Genomic DNA, 17214 nt, shown 5'->3' with positions numbered 1-17214 from the left:
CAAACAAACGAAACTGAAGAAAAATGTCTGGAATAGCAAATAATCCCAACTCGCCCCGTCAGAAGATGATCAACCTGATGTATCTGGTGTTCATCGCGATGATGGCACTGAATGTGTCGTCGGAGGTTCTCGATGGTTTCGAGTTAGTGGAAGACAGTTTACGAACGTCTATCGACAACTCGTCCCACCGAAACGATATCGTATCCGGCGAACTGGCTGCCTATTACCAAAGTAACCCCGAAAAGGTGAAAGAATGGTACGACAAAGGCCAGCAGGTCAAGACGGCTTCCGACAGCCTGTACAACTACGTACAGGAGCTGAAAGAACGTATCGCAGTCATTGCTGACGGAAAAGATGCCGACGTAAATAAGATCGACCATAAAGACGACCTCGAAGCCGCTTCACGCGTCATGCTGGCCCCGGTCACCGGTGAAGGCAAGAAATTGCGCGAAGCCATCGACTCCTACCGTTCCATGATGGGTGAAATGGTGGAAGACAGCGCCAAGACCCGTGTCCTGGAAGCGAGCCTGAGTACGACACCTCCCCATAAAGCCGGTATCAATACCCGCACCTGGGAAGAAGCCTTGTTTGAAAATATGCCGGTGGCAGCAGCCGTTACTTTGCTGACCAAGCTGCAAAGCGATATCCGCTATGCGGAAGGAGAAGTACTGAACAACTTGTTGAGCAGCGTCGACGTAGGCGACTACCGTGTAAACCAGATCAGAGCCCAGGTAATACCGGAAAGCCAGATCGTGATGCGCGGAAGCCAGTATAAAGCGAACATCGTCCTGTCGGCAGTCGACTCGACCAAACGTCCTACCGTCTTTGTCAACGGAAAGGAACTGCCGGCTGACAGCAAGGGTTTATTCACCACCGTAGCAGGTGCGCCGGGTACTTATCCCGTCAAAGGATATATCGAAATGCCTAATAACGACGGTAGCGTAATGCGCCAGAACTTCGAAAGCGAATATTTCGTAACCGAACCGAGTGCAACCGTAGCACCGTTGTTAATGAACGTATTATATGCCGGTATCGCCAACGATATGCGTATCGCCGTTCCGGGCGTACCGAGTGGGAACATTACGGCTACTATGACCAACGGTACCCTGACCCGCAAGGGCGATATATGGGAAGCCCGCCCGTCGAAGGTAGGAACCGATGCCGTGATATCCGTCAACGCCCGCATGGCCGACGGCCGCAGCGTGGAAATGGCTAAGAATACCTTCCGCGTACGTGCCCTGCCCGATCCGATGCCTTACATCGAGTATAAGGATCAAAACGGAAATGTGCGTAAGTTCCGCGGTGGTAACATGAGTAAGCGTAATCTGATCGAAACAGAAGTCCTTCAGGCTGCTATCGACGATGATATATTGAATATCAAATTTAACGTATTACGTTTCGAACTGCTTTTCTTCGACTCGATGGGAAATGCCATACCTGAAGTATCTCAGGGTGCCAGCTTCTCGGACAGCCAGAAAGACAGGATACGCCGTCTGACAAGAGGTAAACGTTTCTTCATCCGGGGCGTAGTAGCCAAAGGGCCCGACGGACTGGAACGTACCCTTACACCGATCGAAGTCATTGTAAATTAAGTAGGGGCGGTTCGCGAACCGCCCTCAAACTAAGAATATAAAATATGAAACGTTTTTATTACATACTGGCAATTGCAAGCGCCCTGTTCTTCACAGCGACCGCCATACAGGCACAGGAAGAAGCAGGAAACACCCAGCAACGGGCAAGAAGAAGCCCGCAGGCCACCCGCGGAGAACGGGCAAATGATAAGAAAGACACCGGTATACCCGAACTGACCGTGCGGGCACAGGATATGAACGAGCGTATGACACAGGAAGTGGGCAACGCCCGCTGGATGCGTGTCATGTACCGTCAGATAGACCTGATGAAGGAAAAGAACGCTCCCCTGTATTATCCGGTCACTCCGATGAACGGGCAGATGAACCTTTTCTCCATCATCTTCAGTCTGATCAGCGAAGGCAAGATCGATGCATACCAGTATGAAGACGGTTACGAAGATTTCAGCGAGGGCAGCAAGGTCAACCTGAAAGAGATGCTCGACCGTTTCGGCATCTACTACGAGGAAGTGCCTGGCAGAGGGACTGAAGGCAGCACTTTCGTGATCAACGAAAGCGACATACCTTCCGAAAGCGTCCGCTCCTATTATGTAAAGGAAGCCTGGTATTTCGACCAGAATAATTCGGTATTCGATGTAAAGACACTGGCTATCTGCCCGATCATGACCTCTTCGGGTGATGTGGGCGAAGTAACCATGCCGATGTTCTGGATCCCTTACGAAAGTATCCGTCCGTATATCAATACAGCGTTTATCATGACGTCCAACATCAACAACGCTATGACCTTTACGCTCGACGACTATTTCCGCCGCCGTATGTTTGAAGGAGATATCATCAAGACACAGAACCTGATGAACCAGCCGTTGCAGGCTTATTGCCCGACTCCCGACTCGATGAAGAGGGAACAGGATCGCATCGAAGGCCAGTTGGTTGCCTTTGAAAAGGCTCTCTGGTTCCAGCCTGACACAACCCAGGTAGAAGACCCGAAAGTGGCTAAGAAGGCTAAGAAATCGGCTCGCGGACAGCAAGGTGCCACCACCGAGAAGGCTGTCAAGGAAACCAAAGAAAAGACAGTCAAGACAAAAGCTCCGAAAGCCCAGAAATCATCTCCGGTACGTAGCGTACGTCGCAGAAGATAAAAGGAAACTGAAAGATAATACCCGCTAGTCGGGATAATAACAGTGAATAGCCGCCGGTTGTTATTCACTGTTATTTTTTTTGCAGGAGATAGCACATACGGAAAACCATCCTCTAGTCCCCAATCGGGGCGCTTTCAAAAATTAACTAAATACCTATCTCTTATTCCACTAAGAATCGCTACCTTTGCAAAAGCATGAACTTTATTTTATCAATACGTCAGGCTAAAGACGTAGAACATAAGTATGTAATTTTCCTGTTTCGTTTGCAATTGGCACCCCAAGATACAACATAATCCCCCCGAACCAGTAAAAGCAAACAAAAGGAAAGTCATATTTGTTTATTATTAAAAAGAATGGCGAAGGCATATATATTATATATTATCGGATTACTGTCCTTACTATTCCAGGCATGTACAACCGGAGAAGAGTTGAAAGATAATTCACCTCCTTCTAATAACAAAATCCAATTCGAACTTTACACAAAATCAAGTTCTTACGGATTACCTATCACCCGTGCAGGTGCGAACGAAAATGCACTCGATCAAACTCCTTGGGTTCTGGTATTTACCGGTTCTGACGGCAACGCGACATTCGCGGAGGCAGCCAAGGCGGAATACAACAACGGCAAGTCGTACGTTTATCTGGATAAACAGACAGGCCCCTGCCAGTTATTGATGCTGGCCAACCCCCAGGATAAGTTCTATATCGGAAGCACAGCCTACGATTACAGCGAAGATGGATTTAATGCGGCATTGAAGGATCCTGTCCGCAGTCTTCAATATGCCAGCGAAAAGATATTAACGGAACCTCTGGGCAATCCGCAGACTACTGCACCTTTCGTTGGTGAGAAACTAAGTATGAATGCCCTGGTCAATGTTTCCGGCATCGATGTCGGCATCCCGATACCGACTGTCGAGCTGAAACGTGTTGCAGCCAAAATCGTTGTGTCGAGCACATCCCCCTATTTTACACTGCTGGGTATCACAGCCGTTGTCAATACATCGAAACAGTCAAGGTTATATAACTGGAACAGTTCGCTCACTTATGCGAATACGAACCTGATAGAATACCGCAGCAGCGCGTCCTATAGTCCCGACTTCATACAAGCCGAATCGAACAGTACGGCAAACAACCCGCTCTACCTGTATGAATCGGCTTATGATGATGCCGACAACGACACCTACCTGATCATCAGGGGGGAATACAGAGGACAGGAGTCTTATTACAAGATGGGGCTGGTAGCTAACGGCGAAAGGCTCGATGTGGAACGCAATTATTTATACGAATTTACCATTACCTCCGTGGAAGGATACGGATATGCCACAATAGAGGATGTAAAGAAATCACTCGCCTCGAATACGAGACTGAACTACGAGGTACTCATACAAGACAACTCTGGGTATGAGATACAGACGAACAACGATTACTACCTCGGCGTAACCAACTCGCATTACGAGCTCTATGCACCGCAAAACGGTGCAACCGAATATACGGCATTTACGATGGTGACCGACTGCAAAACGCCTTTCCCGGATAAGAGGACGGTCAGATCCCTGACTACAGGTCTGGAGATCGTCGCTCCGTCGGACGGGCTGATTCCTCTTTCGAGCACTACCCCGTATGATGTCAAGATAAAAGTCACCAACGGGTTTACCGAGGGTGAGATCGAAATCCATCTCGGAAGCCTGCAAAAGATTATCACCGTCCGACGCTATGCTCCCGTAAGCACCGGAACCGTGATCAGCAACTTTACTCCGGATGTCGGCAAATACACATCGGCCTATATCGAAAATTACCCGATGATAGACAGCAACACGCCCTATCCGAGCAATTGGCTTCAACTTTCGCCCGGAGGGGAACCGGTTCGCAACGATCCCCACCGGATTACGGTCGACAACGGATTGATCGACCTGCATGTCAACGGGAGCGGCGAAGGCGATGCGTACGTATCGATGAGTAAAAAGATTACAGAATACTTGACAGCAGAACAACGAATAAAAGTACATATCACTGTATTATAATTATAAATGCACTAATGAATAGAAACTTACATTTTATATTACTGCTTCTCGGCTGTATCGTCTCTTTTGTGTCCTGCTCCGAGGAGTTCGAGCAAAAGCAAACAAGCGGAATAGCCCATTTGTTTATCAAAAGCAACACGCTTTTCCGTTCTAATTACCCGGAAAATGCGGAGCTCGACGATAAGATCGTAAATCTTCGTATCCTGGGATTCGATGCAATGGGTGTATGTGTCAGCAACAAAAGATACGAGGCAAAAAAATACGATATCATCAAGCATGAGATCCCCAAAGGGACATACAATTTTATCTTTCTGGCCAACGAGCCGTATCTGGAAACCACCTCCCCCTTAAACGGGATAATGACCTATTCCGACCTGAAAAACATCTCTTATCCGGCTTCGGTGGTCAACTCTTTGAACGAGATCCCGATGAGCCAGGAAATAAAAGAGGTGGAAGTGCTCGGCAACGAAGGCCAATCGAAGGTAGACGATGTGACACACAATCCGCTGGAACTTAAACTAAGCCGGCTGGCCACCCGTATCGACATCCAATTGGAAGCCAACGAAAACCTGTCGGACGATTTCAAAGGTGTGACATTCGGTAATATCCCTGCCGAAGTGCCGTTACTTTCCGGCGACAACAGCTCTGCCGCCAGGAACGTCACCCGTACATTTACTGTCGACGAGGATTATTTTCAACAAGTTGCACCCACCTCCGAACAAACGGCCAGGGGCGTAGTATGGGTGCAGCAAATGACCCGCTTCATCCTCCCTTTCAGTAATTTCTCGCCGACAGACGAAGAAGACAAGGCGGTGGTATTCAGCGTTAATTTAGAAAGCCTCTACGATCCCGCCGCCAAACTGAAAATACATACGGCAGGAGTCGACGGCGCGGAGAAAGATAATTATACCCTTCCCCGTGATGCGGCGTTGCTGGTGCAGGCATCGGTCAAACTTCCATTCGACCTGAATATCACCGTCTCCAACTGGGGAGAAAGAGAAGGAGACTGGCAGGTACAAGACCGCCAGCTGAATGTCTCGCAGGTAGAAGCCGACATAACCGATTTCAACGGGGCGCGGATCACCTTCTCTTCCAATCTGGCGAAGGTACATGTATTGCCAGACGTGTATGTCGGCACTTCCGGTACGACAAGCAGGTTGACAGATGAAACATTTAATGATCTGCCGCTCAAAGACGGAGATATAACAGATTACGGTACTTATGTAGAATACAAAACCTCCCGCTTCTCGTACACCTACGACAAGGGCCTGAAGACAGGACACGGCTACATGGATATATTGCTCGACGAATATAACGATCCGGGCGAACAGACATTCCGCCTGATCCTTTCGGGAGAAGATCTGTATGGAGGCAAGCTGCAACGGGAAATTACCGTCCGAACCAAACAACAAGGTCGCCGCTTCGGACACATGACCTGGGAATATCCCTATGTAGGTGTATTCTCCCGCGACAACGAAACCGGCGAACGAATCATTACCGGACAAAAAGGAAGGATCGGAAGTACCAGCAGGCTGGCGAAATGGGAAGCCTGGGTAGAAGACGGAGAGGATCAGGTAATTATAAGCACTACCCCCAGCTTCGATCCAAAGGTCGGAACAGACTCGCCCGGCGATCCTGAAAAATATCCTGTTGTCCCTAACAGTTATCAAAATGAAGGAGGTACGTATATCAAAGGAAGAGGCCGAATCTATTTCCGGGTGGGCTGGAAGACGGCAAATACTTCGGATGCGTCAGGACAAGGTAGCTTAAAGAAGCCCAGATATGCCACCATATTTGTGAAGCACGAATATGGTAATGACGGATGGGAACCGGGAGACCGCATCTACGTCAGACAGGGGGAAGCCGACGATTACGTCATGCGCCCGGAAGACGGTATAGGACAAGGCCCTTTAGCGTCGCAAACCCGTAACATGGCAAGGAAGGTTTCCAACTTTAACCTGACGGCCAACCAGTTCCTGAATGCAAGTAACAGGACAAACATATATTACGACCTTTCGGTGAAAGGTGCCAAATTCGTGGAGTATCCGTCGCAAGCCGGCAGCCTGTTCCAATGGTACTCGCCTGTAAATCCCCGCCGGGCTTACAATCCGGCCTACCCGGACGCGACTAACCTGGGAAGCGACTGGAGCGAAGAGGAATACCCGCGCCCGATCTGGGATAACGGCACCGGAGACGGGGTGACATGGAATATGAAGGCTAACTACGAACTGTGCCCGGAGGGATACCATCTCCCATCGGACGGATATACCAATCAGGTGAGTTACAACGGGCTTTATCCCAACTTCAACCGGGTTAACGATTCCAACGTTTTTATGTTCCAATGCGATTACCTGGGGAACCAGACAACACCGACCGACCATAAGGATCAAATACAATATTCGGAATGGCGGCAATCGATGTGGGCCAATCCTGTAGCAGGAGATATCGGTGAATGGACAGGGCCGCTCGACACATACCCGAACAGGATAGTACAACGCTACAACTCTTCTCCGACCTATCTCGAAAACGTGGAAGATGAAAAGAACCTGAAACAGCGCTACGGCCTTTATGCCGACGGTTATTTCGACCGCCGCCCGATCAAGAGGCAGGTGGACGGTACAACATCAGCAAGCCGTTATAGCGTTGCTTCAAGCACGGCACAGGTAGCGTATCCAGGGGTGGTTATCTTTAACCCGAATAACAAGGCCTCTATCTTCCTGCCTTCAGCAGGAAGAAGAAGCCCCAATCAGGAAATGGGATTGCTGTATTATCCCGGAGAAACCGGTTATTACTGGACGTCTTCTGCTTCGGCACCGTTTCAGAATACAGGAAATACCAATGTATGGGCGCAAGAACACAACAGATGGAAACCGGGTAGCATATCTACCACATCATTGAATGCCGCTTCCATCCGTTGCGTCAGGGATTAAGCGATACTCAGATCATCTTTACCACCCATACTCCCTGCTGTACATAACAGCAGGGAGTATCACCGGGTAACACACGAGCCACCACCGGCTGATTGTCCGGCAGAGCCACTTTCTCTTCTTTCTCTGTTGTCTCCTTCTTTTTAAGGCCCAACAAAAAGCCCAGCAGGGCCCTGATAAATTGCAGGATTTGTCTTAGTTTGTTCATTGTAGTCGTTGTTTTATAGTTCATAATTATTTCCGGTTATGCCGCCCTGCCCCGCATCCAATCGTACATATCCTTTAATGTAACGATCTGCTCGTAGACGGCAACCAGGCTGCGGCGATATTGCTCGCGGTTATCCCCGTTCTGTTCGCTGATATAAGGGCTGTAGGCAATCTCCTTGGCATAGGCTTCCGGCTGGCGGCTGAAACTCCAGGCACGATGATAACCGCTGCGGATCAGCCGGGCAAAATCCAGGAAAGAGAATTCCGCCCCGCCATAACGACGGAAATAATGTACCCCGTTCGCCCCCTCTATCCTGGCCCTCTCACCGTGCCAATAGCCATTCGATGCGCCATACCCCATAATGCCGAAGTAGTTACGATGTTCCCTGGCCAGGAAGGAAGTACCCCAGCCACTTTCCAGGGCACCCTGTGCCAGGATCATTACCGGGTTCATGTCATACGTGTAACCTGCCTTCTCGGCTGCCGACAGACAGGTTTGCAGATACTGCACTTGTTGATCTTTTTTCATACGTAATTTAAGTGTTTAATGTTTGCATATATGCCTGATTATTAGTAAATTTACAGTTATACAAAGCTTCAATAACAAGCATTATGGAAAATTCATTCAATCAAAACAGAGTATGGGGATGGGGCGAGCTTGCCCTGCAATATTTCCCGAATATTTCTCAGAAAAGTGCTACGATGCAACTGCTGAAATGGGTTCGCGTAAGCGACAAGCTCGTCGACCAACTGGAAGCCTCCGGATGGCATCCCCGTAAGAAGTTCCTTACGCCCAGGCAAAAAGACTATATCGTCCATCACCTGGGCGAGCCCTGAGGGGCGGTTACTCGATCACCGGGCGGTCGTCTTCGCCACCGCCGCCTTCGTTGCCTCCTGTGGTGTCGGACGGTTCGGGTATCTTTTCAAAGGAATAATTGCTGATCGAGTCGCGCAACACCTTACCGGGACGGAACACGATACGCTTGCTTTTGATCAACGCCTGGTTGAATTCCTTCTTCGTCGCCGTACCGGTACTGCCGAACTGCAACTGGAAATTACCCAGTTCGCCCACCTGTACGACTTCCCCTTTCCCCAAACTGCGCTTCATCACCTCGATCAGCGAGTCGAGGATCAACCGCACATCGCCCGGCGAAGCGGTAGACGACAGCGAGATCAGATCGCACAATTCATACATCCCGCAGGTTCCCGCCGCTTTCGCATTGGCATAATATAACTTGCTGTCTTCCGCAGCCCCTTTGCGCATGTCCTTGCGCAACACTAATGTGTACTTTGCTGGCATAATCATTTAGTTTTTTTGAGTAAAACACCTTGTTTATTAATCACATAACAAAGATACAACCACCCCCGCCCGGCCAGCGGAAAGCAACGGAAAGAGAAGGAGAGAGTGGAAAGATGGGGAAGAAGGAGGAAAAACAAACAAGCCCGGCCATTTATAGGCCGGGCTTGTTATATTATATGATTACTATTTTCTTACTAACAGTTTTACAACGCGTTTACAGTCTCTTCATCTAATCCGGTACATTCAATAATGGAAGTCAGGTCGATACCTTTCTTTTTCATATTGGATGCTACTAGGAGTAATCCTTCGGTCAATCCTTCGGCTTTACCCTCAGCTTTACCTTCAGCCTTCCCTTTAGCTTCTCCTTCAGCTTGCCCCTTCTCTCTACTGATACGTTCAGCCGAAGCGATCGTATTATAGTAATCGCGGTAAGCTTTCAGCGACTCATCATAGCAATAGCGTTCCTCGGGAGTCATATTCTCCACATTCGCTACTTCCAATAATTTCTTGAAGACAGCTTTCCTGGCTTCAAAGGGCATTCTTTCTAATGTTTCCATATGCTTTAAATAGATCGTTCAGAAACTCGATTAGCAACTCTTTGTTCACTTCCTGGCCGAATAGCTTCTTGAAGCCGACATCGGTAAAGGGATTCAAAAATTTTCCCATAACTAAGGATTTTATTGGTTGTGCAACCTACTAACAGGCTACGAGGCAAAGATATTACTTTTTTTGATTTCTCCTATTGAATATTGAAGGATTTAATCTAAGTTTTTCTACCCTATAACCTATCCCCCGTCCCCCTAAAGGGTACCCCCTCCTGCGATATAGGGTGTTGCACGCTACCCTAAAAGGTAAAACACTGTAAAACAGAGAGAAACAAGCAGAAAGGACACAAAAGGACAAAAAGGACACCGGCACTTTTTTCAGGCGGCCGGTGGAGTCTTTTTGCTGTAAACGCCTGCCGACAGGCGGGTGATGTACTGCGGTTCCAGACGGGAGAGATGGCGGCGTACGGTACGATCGTTTATCTGCGCGGCCTGGGTCAATGCATAAAGGTCGGAAAGGGTGAACTGCTCCGGTAGCTGTTCGAATATCTTCCGGAAATAATCGGGACAGGTCAGCTCGGGAACGGGAGAAGACTCCTCCAGTTGCGTCATCAGCAGGCGGCTGTGTTCGAGGCAGACATCGACGATCGACAAGGCGGCACGTGGTCAGTGATATCCCCGGGAAGAAAAGGAGTGTTGCGGCGCAGTCCTCGCCCGAAAAAGTGCCCGTGTCCTTTTTGTCCTTTTGTGTCCTAAACGTTGCGAGGGAAACGGCACACTCACCCTTATTCCACTCATAGACAGAGGATAAGCCCTGACCTATCTCTTCGGACGTAAAGCCGGGAGCGTGCAACAGGGGGATGCAAAAGGCAGGGGGATAAGAATACTTATTTTCCTACTTCACGGTCTTCCAGCCCCATATAGTAAAAGCGTTTCACAGCTGCGGGGCTGGCTTTGAAGGTAAAGATATCGTACATCAGATAATAGAGCTGCCCGTCGCGTTTACGCTCCGAGCATTCCCGTAGCCGCAGGGCAATGTCTTTTACGGCAAAGGCCACGGCCTTATGATTTTTAGCCGATATCGTTACCCGATCTTCGGGAAAGATCACACTGGCTCCCAGACGGTCGCGCAGGCTGGCCTTATAGGCCGCCAGCTTATGTTCTTTACTACGGGACAGATGCCCATCCCGCTCGCGCATCGTGCGCAGCCCGGTTATCTCAGCAAACAGAGCATCCAATGATAGGGATGCGAAAGATTGTTGTTTTTTTTCATGTTACTGAATGTTTTAAATTATGTACCATTAGACGAAGCCCCGGAGAACGAATCCCCCGGGGCTTGTTTTTGTCTGTTTTTGCTCTTCACAGAGATCGAACAGAAGAACTTTATTTCATTACTTTAGTATTAATACGACTGCTTGTTCGCCCTCACGGGGTAATTAGTTGATTGATTAAAAATGCATAGAGAAAACAACCGCGCAGTCAAATTTAAATTTATTGATTATTATCGTTAGAGAGAGACGCACAACCGTGCGTCTCTACTGTTTTATTTTACGATTGCTTTTACAGCTGCTTCACCTTCTACGGCTACTACTACGATACCTGCAGGAGCAGAGAGGGTAGCGTTGTCGGAAGAAAGAACTGTGTTAGCGATTGTCTGACCAAGAACGTTGCTGATAGTAACTTTCTTACCGGCTGCACCGTTGATGATAACTGCACCTTCCTTAGCAATTACTGATACTTCAGAAGCGTTGATACCTTCGTTAGCTGTCGGGATGCGAGTTTCGTCTTCGTTCAAGTTGAATACGTCACCTGCTTTATAATCCTGAGCGACTACTACTGTACCGTTGATCCATTTCAGATAACCGTCATTGTTTACATCATCTTCTACATCCAGGTCACCGTCTTTCCAGTTCTTGATCTGAGTCTGGATCTTGAATGTACCTTCTGCATAGTTATCATAATGGAATGCGAACTTAGCGATATTGAAGTTTGCATCATCTAATCTAAGTTTTACGTATTCACCGTTACCGCGTTGGATAAACAAGGTATCGTTCAGGTGGTAACCTTCTACGAATGCCAACTTAGCACATGGTTCGCCTGCTTCGTTTCTGTCGATATACGGGTTCTTGCTATGCAACTGTTTTGCTTCGTATACATTAGCTGTATCCATCAGGTTGATCAGGAAGCGACCTTTCAGGTAATGACTCTTCACTGCATCCGGACACGGTTTGCCGTTGTTGTGTTCGTCTCTCCAAGCCTGAGTGTTATGTTCCGGGTTAAGCGGACATACAGCGTCAGTCTTTTCTTCTACATTCACAGCCAACAGATACTGGTAACGAGTGTTTTCGCCTGCTTCACGGTCTACATAAGCGGTATCTACGAAGATAGCCGGATTGATGTTCTTGAACTGATTTACGTTATCGATATTCAGGAAGCTAGGAGCCTGGCCTTCTACCAATACGCTTGCATCACGTTTTTCGTACATTACCTGTGAGTCGTTTTCTTCGCGATAGATACGGATCGTATCACCGAAGGCTACCTGACGGTATTCAGGAACATCGAGCGGAGTGACAGCCATCAGGTCGTTACCCTTAGCCACTGAATAGTTGCTTGCGTTGCCTAACCAGTTATTGATACGGTCGCCATACAGTTTATCTGTGAACGGATTTTTGTAATCTTCAACTTTTGCATTGTTAGAGTTACGTTCTGTATTCAATGTTACGAAATGATAAGTACTGTCCGGACGCATCTTCAATGCGAAACGAGTAGCAGCATCTATATCTTTATCTTTGTCGCAGATATAGAACTTACCGTCTTCCATAGACTTGTCGTTGAACCTCACATATTCGCTGTTTGCAGCATTCTGGAAGATATACGGCAGGATAGCCAATGTATCAGGAACTGTTACAACCTTATTGTCTTTGATAATGCTTACATTGCTGATTACAAGAACTGTGTCGATCAAAGCATCTTTGGTAGTTACATCATCCACTACAAGATCTTTCTTGTCGAAAGAAAGTTTCCACTTGCTTGCGTTTTCGCTGTCGCCATCCAAACCGATCTTATGAGTACCTGTGTTTTCAGCCCAATACATCTGCTGAGTTACTTCGTTGATCTTATTAACGGCACTCAGGTTGTAACGCTGGTTGCGCAACTGGTTTTCCTTAGCGAACATGAAGCCGTCGAACTTCTTCGTATTTTCTACGTATGTCAAACGGATAGTGTCACGGAAAGTAACACCATTTGCTGTATTTACCTTCTCGATAGAATATACATCCGGAATAGCAGTAGCATACAGAGCCAATGCTTCTGTTTTAACTGTCGGCTGTTCACGGTTAGCGAAGATAATTCCACCGTCTGCACCGGAGATAGCCCACTGAGTTTCAGGAGAAGAAGCTAATACTTCTGTACCCAACTTAGCATAACCGACTTCCATAGTCTTTCCGTCGTCATTCAAACCTACGGTATATACTTTACCGAAACGATCCAGGTTACCACCATCGCCAGTTACCTTCTTGCTGTTTACATAAGAGATATTAACGAAACGGCCACCTTGAACCAATGCTTTCAGCGTAATGGCGTTACCGTTACCGGCAACTACGTACGGATAGACATCATTTGTAGCTTTACCATCAGTTGTTGTCAACATATATTCGCCGTTTACTTCAGCGATATACAAACGGCCAAAGGCTGTTGCACCAGTAGCAGCACCATTCATCACTTCAACGATCAGGTCTTTGCTGTCTGAACCGGCCGCGTGAGAGATACGGAAGTAAGACAGGTGTTTACCATCTGTAATATCAGTAGCTTTGTTCACAGTTGCAAACTTGTAACCTCTGGTATAAGTATGTTTTCCATCCAAGTCGCCTTTACCCCATGTTGGGTTTTCAGCTTTATCCTGCAATAATACGATATACTTGCCATCAGCAGTTTGCAGACGGTAATTAGCGTCACCTGTAGCCATCAGTTTACCTGCAAACATATCGGCACCCTTGATAGTTGCTTTCGCATCTTTCTTTGTATCGATAGTCAGGCTGAAACCTGCACCTTCAAACTTGTTCAGTTCGGCAGCGGTATATGCTTTAGGAGCGGCTTCGTAAAGACCCCAGGTTACAGCATCACCAGTAGAAGTAGAAGGAACACCACTGCTAGATTTTACAACTTCACCTGCCTTAGTAACCAATACAAAACCTTCGTTATATTTACCATCACTCTGAACAGTAAACAATTCGCTACCACCCAATGTCAGATATTTACCTGCCTTATTCTTGAATTGATAAGAGCAAGCGCCACTTGTACCGATAGCAGTTTCAGTTACTTTCCAAAGAACGTTATCTGAAGTTTTATCGTCTGTTTTTGCGGATAAAGTTGTTCCATCAAAGCTTACAAAACCTGTTGCTTCATCACCTGCAGACAACAAATAATAAGTATCAGCATCAATGCTAGATACCAATGCCTGACCTAAAACGGTTTCTGTAGCAGGATTTGTAATCTGAGATAATGTGTTAGCCACAGAGCTATACTTCTGAGAGCCCTCTTTACCTTCTACTATCAAAGCAGGAGTTTGCTCACTAGTGAAAGAGAAAGAAGAACCATTTTCAGACAATACCCAAGTAGGTGTTGCAGCTTTAGTCTTTTCTCCTACAGCCGATAATGTCAGATTAGCAGCCTTCTTTTCAGCTCTGGATGCTGCCAAAGATGTATATCTATTGTTCTCAAATATCCATGAATAGGCTTCTGCTGTTTTTGCTGTAGGAGCAACAGTTGTTTCTTCAACGGCACCATCTTTAACTACCAGATACTTTCCAGCAATCTGCAGATAAATAGGAGTTTTAATTTCTTTTGTGCTAGCATCAACATTTACTGTCTTACCATCTTCTGCAATAGAAATGTCTCCATCACCAGGGATAGCAGGCTTATCTGCATCGGGTATTTCAGCTTGCCAGAAAGCGATGTCAAGAGCGTTAGTATCAAACCCATCACTACCTGCTAAAGCAGTTAAACTTTCTAAATTAAGCTCCTTACTATCATCAACTCTAACCAATTCACCATTTTCTGCATATTTGAAAGCAACAGCTTCTTTTCCGGCAACATCTTTTGTTGCCTGCAATGACAAAGCGTCACCAGAGCCAGTAGCAGCACAGATATAGTAGCCATTCCAAGCCGTGCCACTCTGATTAGCTTTCAGATAGAAACCTTCTGCAGCATCAGTTGCACTTACTGCTTCTACTGTCCAGAATAAACTGAAATCTGCATTTAATTCTTTACCATCTTCCTTCTTCAGTTCATACGAGATAGGAGAGTATTCAGCGATTACAATGAATGATTCAGCATTCAAATTAGCGCTTGCAGTTCCCTGAGCAAGTGCAAACGCAGCACTCTCATTAAAATCTGCCAAGGCTACACCGCTGGCATCAGCTGTATAAACAGACAAGGCAGTAGCACTTTCCATTTCCTCCCATGTAACAGAATTATTAGCCACCTTCAAACCTACTTCTGCACTTTTTATCTTCAACTTAGCACTCGAAACTTCCAGTAAAGCTGCGTCTTCGATATTTTCTGTTAATAAAACAGCAGAAGTAGCGATACCTGCTTTCACATAAGCAACAGCATCACCATTTTCATTTAGCAAAGCTAGGGATTTACCGCCACCATTGTCTACCCACTTCCAGTGTGAAGCTTGTGCAAAATTCCTAGATGTCGTAGTTGATGAAAAATCAGCAACTCCTGTTCCTACAGTCTGTTGTCCGGACAAAACAGCAGTAGCAGCAGAAAAGTCTGTACCAATCGCCAACGACGTACCTGTAGGCGTAGCCCCCTTTTTAATCGTTACGACCTTTGCATCTACCGTCGAGAATACACCAGCCGCCAGAAGGACGGCTACCAACGTAGAAAACTTTTTGTTCATAATCTTTAATTTAATATTAATAATAGTGTTTCTAAAAAGCCTGTTCGTAGAGGATGCCTTAGTGTTGTCAATTGTTAAATGACTAGCCAAAACGTTCCTTTTTTCTAGTAATTTTTTCAGAGGCTTTTTGCTTTCGTGTGGAAAAGGGGCAATTTCATACATATTTTGCTATCCGGTTGATAAGAAAGCACATAGATCAGATAAAATAATTCTTAAAAGGATTGCACATTCAAAATTAAGCGGTACCTTTGTATGACTAAAAAAAAGGAACGATTTATCTAGTCAGTCCTTTTTCGGTATCTATCCTTTATTATTCAATAGATCATACCCCGTATTCGATTACCCCTATTTATATAAATATGTACCCGCGCGCGTTTCATAATAGCCTGTGTTTCAATGGGCATTATTTCGGGTTTTTGCCGGGGATTGTTAAAAGGGGGTATTTGGAGTGATTTTCCCAAATATTTCTTATTGCTGGGGAAAGAGTCTCTAAACTTCACATGCTCATTCTCTTTGAAGCCATGAAAAAAGCAGCTTCATCTTTTGATATAAATAAAAAACAACTATCTTTGTCCCATTACCCGCTAGTGGGTAACAGACCATTAAAACCATTGACATATGGAAAAGTACGTTAATATCATGCTGGATAGCGCTTTTAAAACCGTATTCGGAGTAAAGCAAGTAGCCATCGACTTTATCAATGCCGCCCTCGAAGGCGAGCACCGGGTGAAAGACCTGACTTATCTCGATAAAGAAATCCAACCGGAAGTAGTAGAACAGCGCACGGTGATCTTCGATCTCCTTTGCGAAGATGTGGACGGAAGTAAATTTATTTTGGAGATGCAGAATTGCCCGCAACGTTATTTCTTTAACCGCGGATTCTATTATCTTTGTAAAATGGTCTCCCGTCAGGGAAGGACCGGTGATGACTGGAAGTACAGCCTGCTTCCGGTGTATGGTATCTACCTGTTGAACTTCAGCATGCCTGAGTTTCAAAGTTGGCGCACGGATGTGGTTTTGGCGAACGAGGCAACGGGTAAAACATTTGGCGAGGTCAAGTTGAAGCAGATCTATCTGTCGTTCGACCTGTTCAATTTAAGTGAAGAGGAGTGTAAGACGCCTCTTGAAAACACGATTTTTATATTGAAGAATATGAATTTATTTGATATGTCTCCGTTCAAGGAGAAAAATGATGCCTTCAAGCGTCTGCTCGATGTATCGAAATTAGAAGCAATGACCGATCACGAACGTGCCGTCTATGAGGAGAATCTAAAGATTTACCGCGACTGGCGTGCTACGCTGGAATATGCTGTAGAAGAAGCTGAAGAGAAGGGTTTGAAGAAAGGATTAGAGAAAGGCAAAATAGAAGGCTTGGAGAAAGGTCTGGAGAAAGGCAAGGCAGAAGAACAACGTCTCATTGCTGCGAACTTTAAAAAACAGGGAATTAATATTGAAACGATCGCTCAGTGTACCGGATTGTCGGTGAAAGAGATTGACGAATTGTAATTTATAACTGCATAATATATTAAATCAGCCGGGGTATCTTGATATAACACCCCGGCTGATTTTGTTTCTGTT

At 46.5% G+C, this 17214-nt stretch carries 14 protein-coding genes; 6 read left to right on the top strand and 8 right to left on the bottom strand.

The window, feature by feature from the left end; all coding sequences use genetic code 11:
* The first annotated feature begins 23 nt into the window (after positions 1-23).
* From gldM to HMPREF1212_RS22470, 4 genes are all read left to right on the top strand, one after another.
* Positions 24-1592: a type IX secretion system motor protein PorM/GldM gene (gldM, locus tag HMPREF1212_RS22485; protein ID WP_046151163.1), complete on the top strand. Its 1569-nt coding sequence runs from the start codon at positions 24-26 to the stop codon at positions 1590-1592.
* 44 nt (positions 1593-1636) lie between these two features.
* Positions 1637-2728, top strand: coding sequence for a type IX secretion system ring subunit PorN/GldN (gldN, locus tag HMPREF1212_RS22480; RefSeq protein ID WP_046151162.1), 1092 nt, complete (start codon positions 1637-1639; stop codon positions 2726-2728).
* Between the two features lie 353 nt (positions 2729-3081).
* A complete protein-coding gene (locus HMPREF1212_RS22475; protein WP_046151161.1) occupies positions 3082-4749 on the top strand; it encodes a hypothetical protein in 1668 nt (555 codons plus the stop codon).
* 14 nt (positions 4750-4763) lie between these two features.
* The gene (locus HMPREF1212_RS22470) at positions 4764-7679 is read left to right on the top strand and encodes a FimB/Mfa2 family fimbrial subunit (RefSeq protein ID WP_157317110.1); all 2916 of its coding nucleotides are present in this window, start codon (positions 4764-4766) and stop codon (positions 7677-7679) included.
* Between the two features lie 7 nt (positions 7680-7686).
* Here the strand turns inward: HMPREF1212_RS22470 and HMPREF1212_RS22465 are convergent, their stop codons facing one another.
* Both HMPREF1212_RS22465 and HMPREF1212_RS22460 read right to left on the bottom strand, forming a co-directional pair.
* Positions 7687-7884 (bottom strand): hypothetical protein, encoded by a 198-nt coding sequence (locus HMPREF1212_RS22465; RefSeq protein ID WP_122146420.1) that lies wholly within the window; start codon positions 7882-7884, stop codon positions 7687-7689.
* Positions 7885-7920: 36 nt separating this feature from the next.
* Positions 7921-8412, bottom strand: coding sequence for a glucosaminidase domain-containing protein (locus HMPREF1212_RS22460; RefSeq protein ID WP_028730271.1), 492 nt, complete (start codon positions 8410-8412; stop codon positions 7921-7923).
* Positions 8413-8495: 83 nt separating this feature from the next.
* Here HMPREF1212_RS22460 and HMPREF1212_RS22455 point away from each other — a divergent pair, with 83 nt between their 5' ends.
* Entirely contained in the window at positions 8496-8720 is a 225-nt protein-coding gene (locus HMPREF1212_RS22455) for a DUF4248 domain-containing protein (protein ID WP_028730270.1), read from the top strand.
* A 7-nt stretch (positions 8721-8727) separates the two neighbouring features.
* Here HMPREF1212_RS22455 and HMPREF1212_RS22450 read toward each other — a convergent pair whose 3' ends face one another.
* The 6 genes from HMPREF1212_RS22450 to HMPREF1212_RS22430 form a co-directional block, all read right to left on the bottom strand.
* Positions 8728-9183 (bottom strand): HU family DNA-binding protein, encoded by a 456-nt coding sequence (locus HMPREF1212_RS22450; protein WP_028730269.1) that lies wholly within the window; start codon positions 9181-9183, stop codon positions 8728-8730.
* Positions 9184-9386: 203 nt separating this feature from the next.
* Complete coding sequence (locus tag HMPREF1212_RS22445) at positions 9387-9740, bottom strand: hypothetical protein (protein WP_046151158.1); 354 nt, start codon at positions 9738-9740, stop codon at positions 9387-9389.
* Positions 9712-9849: an Rpn family recombination-promoting nuclease/putative transposase gene (locus tag HMPREF1212_RS27425; RefSeq protein ID WP_232430184.1), complete on the bottom strand. Its 138-nt coding sequence runs from the start codon at positions 9847-9849 to the stop codon at positions 9712-9714. The genes HMPREF1212_RS22445 and HMPREF1212_RS27425 overlap by 29 nt, the downstream gene beginning before the upstream one ends.
* A gap of 257 nt (positions 9850-10106) precedes the next feature.
* A complete protein-coding gene (locus HMPREF1212_RS22440) occupies positions 10107-10382 on the bottom strand; it encodes a hypothetical protein (RefSeq protein ID WP_198293295.1) in 276 nt (91 codons plus the stop codon).
* A gap of 233 nt (positions 10383-10615) precedes the next feature.
* Positions 10616-10966: a hypothetical protein gene (locus tag HMPREF1212_RS22435; RefSeq protein ID WP_046151156.1), complete on the bottom strand. Its 351-nt coding sequence runs from the start codon at positions 10964-10966 to the stop codon at positions 10616-10618.
* A 305-nt stretch (positions 10967-11271) separates the two neighbouring features.
* The gene (locus tag HMPREF1212_RS22430; protein ID WP_046151155.1) at positions 11272-15636 is read right to left on the bottom strand and encodes a DUF6383 domain-containing protein; all 4365 of its coding nucleotides are present in this window, start codon (positions 15634-15636) and stop codon (positions 11272-11274) included.
* A gap of 618 nt (positions 15637-16254) precedes the next feature.
* Here HMPREF1212_RS22430 and HMPREF1212_RS22425 point away from each other — a divergent pair.
* Entirely contained in the window at positions 16255-17142 is an 888-nt protein-coding gene (locus HMPREF1212_RS22425; RefSeq protein ID WP_046151154.1) for an Rpn family recombination-promoting nuclease/putative transposase, read from the top strand.
* Positions 17143-17214 lie beyond the last annotated feature (72 nt).

Origin of the sequence: Parabacteroides sp. HGS0025, assembly GCF_000969845.1 — a bacterium.
In the GTDB taxonomy this organism is placed as follows: Bacteria; Bacteroidota; Bacteroidia; order Bacteroidales; family Tannerellaceae; genus Parabacteroides; species Parabacteroides gordonii.
Note: the sequence above shows the minus strand (reverse complement) of the source record. Positions and strands in the feature narration are given on the sequence as shown.

What these genes read in the sequence shown, in the direction of transcription:
- HMPREF1212_RS22425 (WP_046151154.1), top strand. Translation starts at nt 16,255, where the DNA reads ATGGAAAAGTACGTTAATATCATGCTGGATAGCGCTTTTAAAACCGTA.
- HMPREF1212_RS22445 (WP_046151158.1), bottom strand. Translation starts at nt 9,740, where the DNA reads ATGGAAACATTAGAAAGAATGCCCTTTGAAGCCAGGAAAGCTGTCTTC.
- HMPREF1212_RS22475 (WP_046151161.1), top strand. Translation starts at nt 3,082, where the DNA reads ATGGCGAAGGCATATATATTATATATTATCGGATTACTGTCCTTACTA.
- HMPREF1212_RS22460 (WP_028730271.1), bottom strand. Translation starts at nt 8,412, where the DNA reads ATGAAAAAAGATCAACAAGTGCAGTATCTGCAAACCTGTCTGTCGGCA.
- HMPREF1212_RS22465 (WP_122146420.1), bottom strand. Translation starts at nt 7,884, where the DNA reads ATGAACAAACTAAGACAAATCCTGCAATTTATCAGGGCCCTGCTGGGC.
- HMPREF1212_RS27425 (WP_232430184.1), bottom strand. Translation starts at nt 9,849, where the DNA reads ATGGGAAAATTTTTGAATCCCTTTACCGATGTCGGCTTCAAGAAGCTA.
- gldM (WP_046151163.1), top strand. Translation starts at nt 24, where the DNA reads ATGTCTGGAATAGCAAATAATCCCAACTCGCCCCGTCAGAAGATGATC.
- HMPREF1212_RS22455 (WP_028730270.1), top strand. Translation starts at nt 8,496, where the DNA reads ATGGAAAATTCATTCAATCAAAACAGAGTATGGGGATGGGGCGAGCTT.
- gldN (WP_046151162.1), top strand. Translation starts at nt 1,637, where the DNA reads ATGAAACGTTTTTATTACATACTGGCAATTGCAAGCGCCCTGTTCTTC.
- HMPREF1212_RS22470 (WP_157317110.1), top strand. Translation starts at nt 4,764, where the DNA reads ATGAATAGAAACTTACATTTTATATTACTGCTTCTCGGCTGTATCGTC.
- HMPREF1212_RS22450 (WP_028730269.1), bottom strand. Translation starts at nt 9,183, where the DNA reads ATGCCAGCAAAGTACACATTAGTGTTGCGCAAGGACATGCGCAAAGGG.
- HMPREF1212_RS22430 (WP_046151155.1), bottom strand. Translation starts at nt 15,636, where the DNA reads ATGAACAAAAAGTTTTCTACGTTGGTAGCCGTCCTTCTGGCGGCTGGT.